Source organism: Streptomyces tagetis (assembly GCF_018069565.1).
Lineage (GTDB): Bacteria > Actinomycetota > Actinomycetes > Streptomycetales > Streptomycetaceae > Streptomyces > Streptomyces tagetis.
This window is the reverse complement of record NZ_JAGPNL010000012.1, coordinates 43218-55843: the sequence shown is the minus strand read 5'-3', so window position 1 is coordinate 55843 and position 12626 is coordinate 43218. Positions and strand designations below refer to the sequence as shown.

Here is a 12626-nt window from a genome sequence, read left to right as displayed (position 1 = left end):
TCGATACGATGCCGGTGGAAGATCACCGGCGTGAGGAGGGCCCCATGGCAGGGGAACCGCAGGACGACTGCCTGTTCTGCAAGATCGTCTCGGGGACGATCCCGGCGACCATCGTCCGCGAGACGGAGACGACCGTCGCCTTCCGGGACATCAACCCGCAGGCGCCCACGCACATCCTGGTGATCCCGAAGGCCCACCACCGGGACGCCGCCGCGCTGGCCGCCGCCGCGCCCGAGGTCGCCGCGGACGTGCTGCGCGAGACGCAGGCCGTCGCCGACGAGGAGAAGCTGGAGAGCTACCGGGTCGTCTTCAATACCGGCAGCGGCGCGGGCCAGACGGTGTGGCACGCGCACGCGCACGTCCTCGGTGGCCGCGGCCTGGAATGGCCCCCCGGGTAGTCCGCCGTGTCCGTACGCGAACTGGTGGTCCTCGGCACCGCCAGCCAGGTCCCGACCCGGCACCGCAACCACAACGGCTACCTGCTGCGCTGGGACGGCGAGGGCATCCTGTTCGACCCCGGCGAGGGCACGCAGCGCCAGATGCTGCGCGCCGGGGTCGCCGCCCACGACCTGAACCGGATCTGCGTCACCCACTTCCACGGCGACCACAGCCTGGGCCTGGCCGGCGTGATCCAGCGGATCAACCTGGACCGGGTGCCGCACCCCGTCACCGCCCACTACCCGCGTTCCGGGCAGCGCTTCTTCGACCGGCTGCGGTACGCGACCGCCTACCGGGAGACGGTCGGGATCACCGAGGCGCCGGTCGACACCGACGGCGTCCTCGCGCGGACCGCGGGGTACACGTTCGAGGCGCGGCGGCTGTCGCATCCGGTGGAGTCCTTCGGCTACCGGCTCACCGAGCCGGACGGCCGCCGCATGCTGCCGGAGCGGCTCGCCGAGTACGGCATCCGGGGCCCGGACGTGGGACGGCTCCAGCGGGAGGGCTCGCTCGGCGGCGTCACCCTCGACGAGGTGAGCGAGGTGCGCCGGGGCCAGCGGTTCGCGTTCGTCATGGACACCCGGCTCTGCGAGGGTGCGTACGCCCTCGCCGAGGGCTGCGACCTGCTGGTCATCGAGTCGACCTTCCTCGACGAGGACGAGGAACTCGCCGTGGAGCACGGCCACCTGACGGCCGCCCAGGCGGCGGGGGTGGCGCGGGAGGCGGGCGTGCGGCACCTGGTGCTGACGCACTTCAGCCAGCGCTACGGCGACCCGGAGGAGTTCGCCCGGCAGGCGCGGGCGGCCGGGTACGAGGGGGAGCTGACCGTCGCCCGTGACCTGCTCCGGGTCCCGGTTCCGAAACGCCGGTGAACCACCCGTACGATGCCCGGATGCCCCTGCCCAAAGCCGAACTGCACCTGCACATCGAAGGCACCCTGGAGCCCGAGCTGGCCTTCGAGCTGGCCGCCCGCAACGACGTGTCCCTGCCGTACGCGGACACGGAGGCGCTGCGGGACGCGTACCGCTTCACGGACCTCCAGTCCTTCCTGAACCTGTACTACGAGCTGATGACCGTCCTGCGCACCGAGCGGGACTTCGCCGACCTCGCCGACGCCTACCTCGCCCGCGCCGCCGCCCAGGGGGTGCGCCACGCGGAGATCTTCTTCGACCCGCAGGCCCACCTGGCCCGCGGGGTCGGCATGGACACGGTCGTGGACGGCCTGTGGCGGGCGCTGGGCACCAGCCGGGAGCGGCACGGCGTCTCCACCCGCCTCATCCTGTGCTTCCTGCGCGACGAGTCCGCCGAGTCGGCCCTCGCCACCCTCGACGCGGCCCGCCCCCACCTGGACCGCATCACCGGCGTCGGCCTGGACTCGGCCGAGGTCGGGCACCCCCCGGCGAAGTTCCGCGAGGTGTTCGAGGCCGCCGCCGCGCTCGGTCTGCGCCGGGTCGCGCACGCCGGTGAGGAGGGCCCGCCGGAGTACATCACCGAGGCGCTGGACGTCCTCGGCGTGGAGCGGATCGACCACGGGCTGCGCTGCCTGGAGGACCCGGCGCTGGTCGAGCGGCTGGCGCGGGAACGCATCCCGCTCACCCTGTGCCCGCTCTCCAACGTGCGGCTGCGCACCGTCGACACCCTCGCCGACCACCCGCTGCCGGCCCTGCTCGACGCGGGCCTGATGTGCACGCTCAACTCCGACGACCCGGCGTACTTCGGCGGCTACGTGGGCGACACCTTCGACGCGGTGCGCGAGGTGCTGGGCCTGGACGGCGAGCGGCTGCGGGAACTGGCCCGCAACTCCTTCCTCGCCTCCTTCCTGGAGGACGACGAGGAACTGCGGGCTCGCTGCCTGGCCGAGGTGGCCGCGTACGACCTGGGGTAGGACGCCCGGAGCGCCGTCGCTACCCCGCCGCGGACCCCGGTACGGCCGCCGCCTGCCGGGGTCCGGCCGTCCCGTAGGCGCCCCGCACGGTGGCGGCGGGGGTGTCGACGGGGATCTCCACGACGGGCTGCTCCGGGGCGCCGACCTCCGGGACCGCGCCGCTGGGCGTGCCGGTGGCCGCGGCGACCACGGCCGCCGGGGTGCCGCCGCGGCGGCGGACCGCGCCGGGCAGCAGCAGCCGGCGTCCGCCGGTGTGCAGGGCGACGGCGGTCATCGGCGCGGCGACCAGCAGCAGCCCCGCCCCCAGCACCAGGCCCATGCCGGCGAACCCGGCCCGCGCAGAGAGCACGCTGCCGGTCAGCGGTCCGGCCGCGGCGCCGAGCGAGGACGCCGAGCCGACCAGCACCGCCCAGCGGCCCCGCGGGTCGAGCGAGGCGGCGAGCCCGATGAGGTACGAGAGCACGACCGGGTAGAGGGCGTTCCAGGCGATCTCGCCGCCGGCGAAGGTGAGCGGGGTGGTCGCGGCGGCGCTCACCGCGATGCACCCGGCGATGAGCACGGTGCCGCCGCCGATCGGCATCGCCCGCCCGAGCCGGGAGCCGACCGCCCCGGCCGCGAGGATGCCGACGAGCCCGGCGCCGAGGGCCGCGGCGAAGACGGCGCCGAGGGCGGCGTCCCCCAGGTGCGCCTGGGTCAGCCCGATCCGGCCGCTCACGCCCCACAGGGAGTTCTGGGCGAGGGACCAGCAGAGCACGGTGACGGCGAGGACGGCGCCGGAGCGGCGGCGGGGGAGCGGGGCCGTCTCGTGCGGGGCGGGCGCGGCGCCGGCCCGGCCCGGCAGCCGGGCGGTGAGCGGCCACACGGCGAGCGCGGTGAGCGCGATCGCGCCGAGCGGCAGGCCGTGCCCCGGGCCCAGGTGCGGGACGGTCAGGTAGACGGCGCCGGCCAGCGCGGAGACGCTCAGCAGGCCCAGGGTGGAGGCGCGGTGCGGATCACGCGCGGCGGCGATCCGGGTGGCGGCGACCGTCATGGCCGTACCGGAGCCGAAACCGCCGACGACCGCGCCGAGGACGACGGCCGGGACGGTGCCGGCGAGCGCGGCGGCGCCGTAGCCGAGGACGGCCAGGGTGAGGCCGAGCCGGGCCAGGGCGCGGGCGCCGCTCCTCCGTACCCGGGAGGCGAGCAGGAAGCCCGCCGAGGCCGAACTCAGCAGCAGGGCACTGCCGATGGCGCCCGCCTGCGTGGCGCTCAGCGGGAGCCCGGTGTCGAGTCTGCCGACGGTGGTGGGGAGCAGATACGGGGGGAGGTACCCGGCCGTGAAGAGGGCGACGAGGGGCCAGGGTGAGGTGCGGGGGGCGAACACGGGCGTTCCCGGGGCGTGCGAAAGGGGAAGGGGAGAGCGCCGACCGCCGGAAGGTCACGGGATCGTGCGGGGCAATTTGTATCAAGCGCCGGGAGGGGCACGGGAGGCGAGTGGGTGTGATCTGAGACACATGTGTGTTTGGGGTCGGGGAGGCTGGGTAGCAGCGAGAGTTTCTGACGGGCCGTGGGGTGGGTGGAGTGCGGGGAAGTGCCCGTGTTCCGAACGGTGTTGGGGGTCCGGTGGGTGGTCTTCCGGGCGGGTCTCGGGGGAGGCGGGCCGTCCGGGTTGCGGGGGGAGGGGTTTGGGGGGCTCGGGGGCGTTCGGGGGGCTCCGGGTGTCAGTTCGCTGGATGTCCGTGCTGCCGGTGGGGGCGGGGGGTGCGGGTGGGGCGGTGTGGGTGCGGGTCGGGGCCGGGGGCCGGGGCGGGGTGGTGTGGGGGTGTCGGTGAGTGGGTGGCACCGTTGACGGCTGCTGTTCGTGTACCTAGCCTCCATTCCCATACGTGGACGCCTGGGCGGCGGCTCCTGACGGCGGCGCTCGATGGCGGCTCCTGACGACAGCTACCTAGGGAGATGAGCCCAGGGTGAGTCTCGACAGCGACACGGGCCCAGGCGCAGGCCCCGGCCCGGCGGGCGCGGTGGTGCGGCGGCTGCGGGACGGGATGGCGGGCGGGGTGCTCTCCTTCCCGCTGACCGCCTTCCGCGACGACGGATCACTGGACGCCGACGGCTACCGCGCCCACGTCGCCGGACGGCTCGCCGCCGGCCCCGGCGCCCTCTTCCCCGCCTGCGGCACCGGCGAGTTCTTCTCCCTCGACGAGGACGAGTACCGGCAGGCCGTCACCATCGCCGTCCGGGAGGCGGCCGGCCGCGTCCCCGTCGTCGCCGGCACCGGCTACGGCTGGGCCCAGGCCCTGCGCTTCGCCCGCCTCGCCGAGGACGCCGGCGCCGACGCCCTGCTGGTCCTGCCGCACTACCTCACCGCCGCCCCGCAGCACGGCCTCGCCGCCCACCTGGAACGCCTCGCCGCCGGCACCCGCCTCCCGCTCGTCGCCTACCAGCGCGGCCAGGTCGCCTACACCGCCGAGACGGTGCGCCGCATCGCCCGCCTCCCCGGCGTCGTCGGCCTCAAGGACGGCCACGGCGACCTCGACCGCCTCCAGCGCCTCGTCCTCGCCGCCCCCGGGGACTTCCTCTTCTTCAACGGCGCCGCCACCGCCGAGGTCCAGGCCCGCGCCTACACCGCCCTCGGCGTCCCGGCCTACTCCTCCGCCGCGCACGCCTTCGCCCCCGAGATCGCCAACGCCTTCCGCGCCGCCCTCGGCCGCGGCGACGACGCCACCGTCGACGCCCTGCTGCGCGGCTTCTACGTCCCCTTCGTCGAACTCCGCGACCGCGTCCCCGGCTACTCCGTCTCCCTCGTCAAGGCCGCCGCCCGCCTGCGCGGACAGCCCGTCGGCCCGGTCCGCGCCCCGCTCACCGACCCCGGCGCCGACGACCTCGCCGCCCTGCGCGCCCTGCTCACCGCCGGACTCGACCTCGTGGGAGCCACCCTGTGAGCCGCGACCTCGCCATCACCGCGATACGCCTCACCCCGATCCTCGTCGCCGACCCGCCCCTGCTCAACACCCAGGGCGTCCACCAGCCGTACACCCCGCGCCTGATCGTCGAGGTCGACACCGCGGGCGGCGTCACCGGCGTCGGCGAGACCTACGGCGACACCACCTACCTGGAACTCGCCCGCCCCCTCGCCGACCGCCTCACCGGCCACCGGGTCACGGACGTGAACGCCCTGCACGTCCTCGCCGACGCCGTGGCCGTCGACGCCGCCCGGGTCGACGGCCGCGCCGACGTCGGCGGACTGCGCGGTGTCCAGACCGCCGAGAAACTGCGCCTGTCCGTCGCCTCCGGCTTCGAGGTCGCCTGCCTCGACGCCCTCGGCAAGAGCCTCGGACTGCCGGTGCACGCCCTGCTCGGCGGCAAGGTGCGCGACGCGGTCGAGTACAGCGCGTACCTCTTCTACCGCTGGGCCGGCCACCCCGACGGCGTGGTGGCCGAGAAGGACGACTGGGGCGCCGCCCTCGACCCGGCCGGAGTGGTCGCGCAGGCCCGCGCGTTCACCGAACGGCACGGTTTCACCTCGTTCAAGCTCAAGGGCGGCGTCTTCCCGCCCGACGAGGAGATCGCCGCCGTCCGCGCCCTCGCCGACGCCTTCCCCGGACACCCCCTGCGGCTCGACCCGAACGGCGCCTGGTCGGTGGAGACCTCGATACGGGTCGCCCGGGAACTCGCCGGGGTCCTGGAGTACCTGGAGGACCCCGCCCTCGGCACCGACGCCATGGCCGAGGTCGCCGCGCGCACGGGGGTCCCGCTGGCGACCAACATGTGCGTGACGACGGCCGCCGAGATCCGGGAGGCGTTCACCCGGGGCGCCGTCCAGGTGCTGCTCTCCGACCACCACTACTGGGGCGGGCTGCGCAACACCGCTCACCTGGCCGCCGTCTGCCGTGCCTTCGGCGTCGGCGTCTCCATGCACTCCAACACCCACCTGGGCATCAGCCTCGCCGCGATGACCCACGTCGCCGCCACCGTCCCCGGACTGCGCCACGCCTGCGACACCCACTACCCCTGGCAGTCGGAGGACGTCCTCACCGAACGCCTCGCCTTCGACGGCGGCAGGATCGCCGTCTCCGACGCGCCGGGCCTCGGCGTCACCCTCGACCGCGACCGGCTCGACGCCCTCCACCGGCGCTGGCTCGACGACGACGGCACCCTCCGGGACCGCGACGACGCGGCGGCCATGCGCGTCGCCGACCCGTCGTGGGTCCCGCCCGCGGTGCCGCGCTGGTAGGGGCCTGGAGGGGCGGGAGGGGGCCGGCGGGGCCGGGTGCGGCCCGTCAGGCCGGCGGGGCGCCGACGGGTCACGTCGGAGGTCCGTGCGCCCCGGTGGGCCCGGCCCGCGGCCCGCCACCCGCGGGCGTGACACCGGCCGGGCACGGCCCCACCGGGCGCCTCACGTGGTGCACACTGGCCTGATCCGCACCACGCCAGGGAGCGCACCGTGACAGCGTCCACCGTGTCCACCGCGTCGACCTCGCCGGACGAGTCCGCCGGGGGACCGCCGCCCACCGGCGTGTCGACCCGGATTCCGGGCGACACGCGGGCGGGAGCGCCCGCCGGCGTGCCGGCCGGGGTGTCCGCCGCAGCGCCGCACGGCGTGTCGCCGGACGGGCCGTACGACGTGCCGGCGGAGGTGCCGTACGGCGCGTCGGCCGATGTCACGCACGACACGCCGTACGACCCGCCCGAGCCCCCGCCCACCGCGCCCTCCGCCGACACGCCGACCACCACACCCACCGGCCCCACCGCCCCCTCAGCCGACACGCCCGCGGGGCTCTCCGAGGTGCCGCCCGCCGAGGAGCGCACACACCGTCACCACCTGGACGAGGCATCCGGCCGCCACCCCCAGGCCGACCCCCTCGCCGCCCTGCGCACCCCCCAGGACCCGCCCTGGGACGTGTACCTGACCGGCACCGTCTTCCTCGACGTGATCTTCACCGGACTCGACTCCGCCCCCGTGCGCGGCACCGAGTCCTGGGCGCGCGGCATGGGATCGAGCCCCGGCGGCGTCGCCAACATGGCGACCGCCCTGGCCCGCCTCGGCCTGCGCACCTCGCTCGCCGCGGCCTTCGGCGACGACCACTACGGCGACTACTGCTGGGACGCCCTCGCGCAGGGCGAGGGCATCGACCTCACCCCCTCGCGGACCGTCCCCGGCTGGCACTCGCCGGTCACGGTCTCGATGGCGTACGAGGGGGAGCGCACGATGGTCTCCCACGGCCACGAGCCCCCGCCGCAGGAGCCCTCGCCGCAGTGCCCGCCCCGCGCCCGCGCGGCCATCGCCTCCCTCACCCCCGGCGTCCGCGCCCCCTGGATCGCGCAGGCCGCCACCCGCGGCACCCGGGTCTTCGCCGACGTCGGCTGGGACGAGACCGGTGCCTGGGACCTGGCGGGCCTGCCCGACCTCGCCCACTGCGAGGCGTTCCTGCCGAACGCCGCCGAGGCCATGCGCTACACCCGCGCCGCCTGCCCCCGCGCCGCCGCGCACGCCCTGACCGCCCACGTGCCGGTCGCCGTGGTCACCCTCGGCGCGGAGGGCGCGTACGCGGTCGACGGGCGGACCGGGGAGAGCGCCGAGGTGCCGGCGATCGAGGTGGAGGCGCTGGACCCGACCGGCGCCGGGGACGTGTTCGTCGCCGGTTTCGTCACCGGCACGCTGGCCGGCTGGCCGCTGGCCGACCGGCTCGCCTTCGCGGGGCTGACCGCGGCGCTCTCGGTGCAGGAGTTCGGCGGCTCGCTGTCGGCGCCGGGCTGGTCGGAGATCGCCGCCTGGTGGCGCCGGGTGCAGTCGGTGCCGGGGCAGGACCCGGAGGCACTGCGCCGGTACGCGTTCCTGGCGGACCTGGTCCGCGACGAACGGGCACGGCCCTGGCCGCTGCGCCGCGCCGTGCCCACCATCGGCTTCCGCCGGCCGGGCTGACCCGGGGCCGGACCCGAGCGGGCGGGCGCGAAAGGCAGGCGCGAAGGGCAGGCGGGGGCGATCCCGTCCGGCCGGGGCTCAGAAGCCGAGGCGGCGGAGCTGCTTGGGGTCGCGCTGCCAGTCCTTGGCGACCTTGACGTGCAGGTCGAGGAAGACGGGCGTGCCGAGCAGGGCCTCGATCTGCTTGCGGGACTTGATGCCGACGTCCTTCAGCCGCTTGCCCTTGGGGCCGATGACGATGCCCTTCTGGCTGGGGCGCTCGATGAACACGTTGGCGTGGATGTCGAGCAGCGGCTTGTCGGCCGGCCGGTCCTCGCGCGGCAGCATCTCCTCGACGACGACCGCGATGGAGTGCGGCAGCTCGTCGCGGACGCCCTCCAGGGCGGCCTCCCGGATCAGCTCGGCGACCATCACCAGCTCGGGCTCGTCGGTCAGGTCGCCCTCGGGGTAGAGGGCCGGGCCCTCCGGCATGAGCGGCACCAGCAGGTCGGCGAGGAGGCTCACCTGCTGGTTGCCGGTGGCCGACACGGGCACGATCTCGGCCCAGGCGAGGCCCAGCTCCGCGCCGAGCCGGTCGATGGCGATGAGCTGTTCGGCGAGGGCCTTGGAGTCGACGAGGTCCGTCTTGGTAACGATCGCCACCTTCGGGGTCTTCTTGATCCCGGCCAGCTCCTTGGCGATGAAACGGTCGCCGGGGCCGATCTTCTCGTTGGCGGGCAGACAGAAACCGATCACGTCGACCTCGGCCCACGTCGTGCGCACCACGTCGTTCAGCCGCTCGCCCAGCAGCGTGCGCGGTTTGTGCAGCCCGGGGGTGTCCACCAGGATGAGCTGGGCGTCCTCACGGTGCACGATGCCGCGCACGGTGTGCCGGGTGGTCTGCGGCCGGTTCGAGGTGATGGCCACCTTCTGCCCGACCAGAGCGTTCGTGAGGGTGGACTTGCCCGCGTTGGGGCGGCCCACGAAGCAGGCGAAGCCGGCCCGGTGGACAGCCTCGGCCGGCGTTTCGGATGACTGGGTACGCACGCTCATGGCGCCATTGTCCCCGATCCCGGACCCCCCACCGCACCACGCCCACCCGGAACACGGCACCACGCCCGCCCGGAACACGTTGCCACGCCGTCCCGGGACACGTTGCCACGCGCCCCGGGACACGGCACCGTGCCCGCCCGGAACACGGCACCGCCCGCCCCCGGCAGCGGGGGGCGGGCGGCGCCGGCGGTGGGGCCACCGGCCCCGCCCCCGGATCAGCCCATGGCCCTGACCGACCTCCAGTCCACGGTGAGCACGGTCTTCACCGGCGCCATGGCGTCGGTCCTGGACGGGTGGTAGACCCGCATCTGCCCGTCGGCGGCGTACCGGGCCCAGATGTCGGGGACGCCGTCCCCGTTGACGTCCGGGATGCCGAGGGCCGTCGAGATCACCGACTCCTTCCAGTTCGTGCCGTAGGACACATCCCCGTTGAGCGAACCGGTGGCCAGCTTGAGCGAGACGAGGTCGACACTGCCGCGCACGGGTCCGGGTTTGCCGTGGCGCACATTGAGCGCCCCGTTGTCCAGATTGCGCCAGAGCAGGTCGGGGGTGCCGTCCCCGTTGATGTCGGCGATGTTCACGATGTCCCGGCGGGCCCAGGCGTCGTCGTTCATCAGCGTGGCCGACTGGAAGGTGGCCCCGCTGTAGCCGGACAGGACCCAGAACTGGGTGCCGGCCCGCAGGGCGAGGTCCGCGTGCCCGTCACCGGTGATGTCCCCGACGGCCTTGATCTGCGCCCAGGTGGAGGGCGCGGGGACGCCCGAGGGCAGTCTGATCCGCAGCCGCTTGTCGACGTTGAAGCTGCCGTAGCCGTCGCCGGGGTAGAGCCAGAACCCGCCGTCGGGGGTGACGGCGAACAGGTCGGTGGCACCGTCGCCGGGATAGACGTCCTGGTAGTGGGTGATCAGCGCGGCCTTGCCGGTGGCCGGGTCGTACCAGTGCCCGGCCGGGTGCAGGGCGCGGTCCGAGGTGTACGAGCCGTCCAGGCAGCCGTACAGCTCGCCGCCGGGCGCCCCGACGCAGTTGAGCAGGTTGCCGTCCTCGTTCACGATCAGCAGGTCGGGGATGCCGTCGCCGCCCGTGTCGCCGGGGGCGTCGGCCTTGTCGCGCGGCGGGACGTAGAAGGCGTAGTCGGAGCGGGCGCTCTTGTTGCCGACCGCGTCGTAGGCGTACACGTTGAGCCAGTTGGGGCCGGCGTGCGGGGGCCGGAGTGCGGCCACGGTGGCGGTGCCGTCGGCGCCGGCCGTCACGACGGTCCAGTCCAGGCCCTCCACCGACCACTCGAACCTGGCCGCCCCCTCGGAGGCGAAGGTGACCTTGCCGGTGGCGCCGAACGGCGCGTTCGCCCAGGTCTGGCCGTCGGGGGTGGCCTCGGGGAAGTCGTCGCTGGTGATGACCGGCGGTGGCGGGGCGGAGCCGTCGACGGTGACGGTGCACCGGTTGCCGCTGGTGGGGTGGTAGGCGGAGACGAGGCCGCCGGAGTCCTCGGCGCGGACGTCCCAGTAGTACTTCGCCTTGTCCGTCAGGGACGTGGCCGGGACGGTCAGCGTGGCCTTGCCGCCGGACAGGCTGGTGACGAGGGTGCCCGCGGGCGTGGTCTCGCCGGCCTTCCAGAACCGGAAGCGCAGCCCCTTCAGGTTGCCGTCGGGGTCGGTGGCCTTCGCGGACAGGACCAGGCCGGTCTTGCCGATGGTGGCTCCCGCCGTACTGGTGGCGCAGGTCCCGCCGGGGGCGCTGGAGACGCCGGTGGGGACGGCGGGCGGCCGGTTGTAGACCACTTCGAGCGCGGCCGAGGTCGCCCGGAACTTCCGCCAGGTCTCGGTGTCGGTCTCGGTGGTCGCGCGCATGCCGAAGGTGATGTTGGCCCAGCCGCCGTCGGCGCCCTTCTGCGCGGCGGCCTTCACGTCGAACGACTCGTAGGCGTCCGGGCAGGAAGTGGAGGACCAGCCGTGCGCGAACGACTTGCGCTGGAGCTCCGTGGTCCAGCTCGGCTGCTTGTTCCAGGTGGTGCCGGACGAGATGGCGCCGGTGAGCCAGAACTGGAACTGCCGGGTGGTGCAGGACCAGGAGTGGTTGTTGAGCACCTTGAAGCTCGCGGAGGTGACCGTGGCGCCCTTCAGCGTGCTGTTGAAGTTCATCCGCCAGAAGGAGCGGGCGGTGCCGCCGGTGTCCTTCTCGTGGCCGACCCGGGCGTCGGAGGTGCCGGAGCTGAAGTTGGTGCCGTTCCAGAAGCTGCTGTTGGGGTACGGCTTGTACGCCACGGTCCAGGCGAGCCAGGCCCCGTTGAGGGTCGGGTCGAGGAAGAGCGGGAAGCGGGCCTCGGGGTCGGTGAGCAGGCCGGTGCCGGACATCCGCAGGCCGAGCCGGGCCGTCCCGGTGCCGTCGCCGTCCAGCCGGACGGGGATCGGGGCGCTGCGGGCGCCGGGCTCGACGCCGCTCAGGCCGGAGAGCCGCAGTACGTCGGCCGGGGTGCCGACCGCGGTGCGCGGCGCGGATTCGCCCTCGGGCAGTTCGGGGTCACGGCCGCCGGAGTCCCAGGCGAAGGGGGTGGGGACCGAGCCCACCTCCGTGCCGGAGCCGTCCAGCACCAGCACCCGGCCGGCCTCCTCGTCGTGGGTGAACACGGCCGTCGACGAGCGCAGTCCGTAGGTCACCGTCTGCAGAGCCTCGCCGCGCGCGGCGTCCCGGTCCTTGACGACGAGCAGTTGGCCGAAGCCGCCCTCCTCGCGGGCCACCAGGAGCAGGTCGACGCCCGGCAGCACCTCCGGGTAGAGGGCCCGGGGGCCGTCGAGCACCGGCTCGGGCAGCGGGCCCGGCCAGGTGTAGGCGACCGTGTGGCCGTCCAGGTCCATCTCGGCCAGTACGGAGTCCTTCGCGGTGCCGCCGTCCGAGGGCAGCCGGCGGGCGGCGGAGCGGCCGGCCCGCTCGTCCCGGCGGTCGGTGCCGCCGGAGAACCGGAGCGGCACCGGCGGGTTGGCGGGCCGTACGCCCAGTCCGCCGGCGTCCCGGCTCCGGCGCAGCCGGTTGTCGACCGGGGCCCAGACGCCGTCGGCGTTCTTCGCCCGCTCGGGGACCGCGGTGGTCCGGGTGCGCATCCGCCCGTCCGGCTGGGCCCAGGTGAGCGAGGTCTGGGTGGTGGCGGTGTCGACCGGCACCGGCTTCCCGGTGCGCCGGGCCTCGTCCGCGGCGGCGGCCTCGTCGCGGGACGCGGTCGCCGCCGGTTTCCTCCCGGCCGGTTCGCGGGCCTCGGGGGCCGGTGGGTCGCCGGGCAGCCACCAGGGCAGCAGGGCGGCGGTCAGTGCGGCCAGTACGAGGCCGAGGGTGAGGGTCAGCCGGGTGCGTGTGCGCACGAACGGACTGAGAAAACGA

9 protein-coding genes are annotated in these 12626 nt (G+C 74.9%); 6 read left to right on the top strand and 3 right to left on the bottom strand.

The genetic code is table 11. The features are described from left to right. Positions 1 to 44: 44 nt before the first annotated feature. The 3 genes from J5Y05_RS30210 to J5Y05_RS30200 are packed head-to-tail and all read left to right on the top strand — an operon-like array spanning position 45 to position 2323. A complete protein-coding gene (locus tag J5Y05_RS30210; protein ID WP_210876489.1) occupies positions 45 to 398 on the top strand; it encodes a histidine triad nucleotide-binding protein in 354 nt (117 codons plus the stop codon). Positions 399 to 404: 6 nt separating this feature from the next. Then, on the top strand, positions 405 to 1310 hold the full coding sequence (locus tag J5Y05_RS30205) for a ribonuclease Z (protein ID WP_210876488.1): 906 nt from the start codon (positions 405 to 407) through the stop codon (positions 1308 to 1310). Positions 1311 to 1330: 20 nt separating this feature from the next. Beyond that, positions 1331 to 2323: an adenosine deaminase gene (locus J5Y05_RS30200; protein ID WP_210876487.1), complete on the top strand. Its 993-nt coding sequence runs from the start codon at positions 1331 to 1333 to the stop codon at positions 2321 to 2323. Positions 2324 to 2342: 19 nt separating this feature from the next. Here J5Y05_RS30200 and J5Y05_RS30195 read toward each other — a convergent pair whose 3' ends face one another. After that, positions 2343 to 3686, bottom strand: a complete 1344-nt coding sequence (locus J5Y05_RS30195; RefSeq protein ID WP_210876486.1) for an MFS transporter — start codon at positions 3684 to 3686, stop codon at positions 2343 to 2345. 661 nt (positions 3687 to 4347) lie between these two features. On the opposite strand from J5Y05_RS30195, the gene J5Y05_RS30190 reads away from it, so the two are divergent. From J5Y05_RS30190 to J5Y05_RS30180, 3 genes are all read left to right on the top strand, one after another. Then, entirely contained in the window at positions 4348 to 5244 is an 897-nt protein-coding gene (locus J5Y05_RS30190) for a 5-dehydro-4-deoxyglucarate dehydratase (protein ID WP_210876533.1), read from the top strand. Further along, the gene (locus tag J5Y05_RS30185) at positions 5241 to 6536 is read left to right on the top strand and encodes a glucarate dehydratase family protein (RefSeq protein WP_210876485.1); all 1296 of its coding nucleotides are present in this window, start codon (positions 5241 to 5243) and stop codon (positions 6534 to 6536) included. Before J5Y05_RS30190 ends, J5Y05_RS30185 begins: the two co-directional genes overlap by 4 nt. 552 nt (positions 6537 to 7088) lie before the next feature. Further along, positions 7089 to 8225: a carbohydrate kinase family protein gene (locus tag J5Y05_RS30180; protein ID WP_210876532.1), complete on the top strand. Its 1137-nt coding sequence runs from the start codon at positions 7089 to 7091 to the stop codon at positions 8223 to 8225. A 78-nt stretch (positions 8226 to 8303) separates the two neighbouring features. Here the strand turns inward: J5Y05_RS30180 and era are convergent, their stop codons facing one another. Further along, positions 8304 to 9257 (bottom strand): GTPase Era, encoded by a 954-nt coding sequence (gene era, locus J5Y05_RS30175; protein WP_210876484.1) that lies wholly within the window; start codon positions 9255 to 9257, stop codon positions 8304 to 8306. Between the two features lie 215 nt (positions 9258 to 9472). Then, entirely contained in the window at positions 9473 to 12607 is a 3135-nt protein-coding gene (locus J5Y05_RS30170; RefSeq protein WP_307854159.1) for a DNRLRE domain-containing protein, read from the bottom strand. Positions 12608 to 12626: the final 19 nt, after the last annotated feature.

Excerpts from the sequence above, each read along its gene's own strand:
- J5Y05_RS30200 (WP_210876487.1), top strand. The coding sequence starts at position 1,331 with ATGCCCCTGCCCAAAGCCGAACTGCACCTGCACATCGAAGGCACCCTG.
- J5Y05_RS30210 (WP_210876489.1), top strand. The coding sequence starts at position 45 with ATGGCAGGGGAACCGCAGGACGACTGCCTGTTCTGCAAGATCGTCTCG.
- J5Y05_RS30190 (WP_210876533.1), top strand. The coding sequence starts at position 4,348 with ATGGCGGGCGGGGTGCTCTCCTTCCCGCTGACCGCCTTCCGCGACGAC.
- era (WP_210876484.1), bottom strand. The coding sequence starts at position 9,257 with ATGAGCGTGCGTACCCAGTCATCCGAAACGCCGGCCGAGGCTGTCCAC.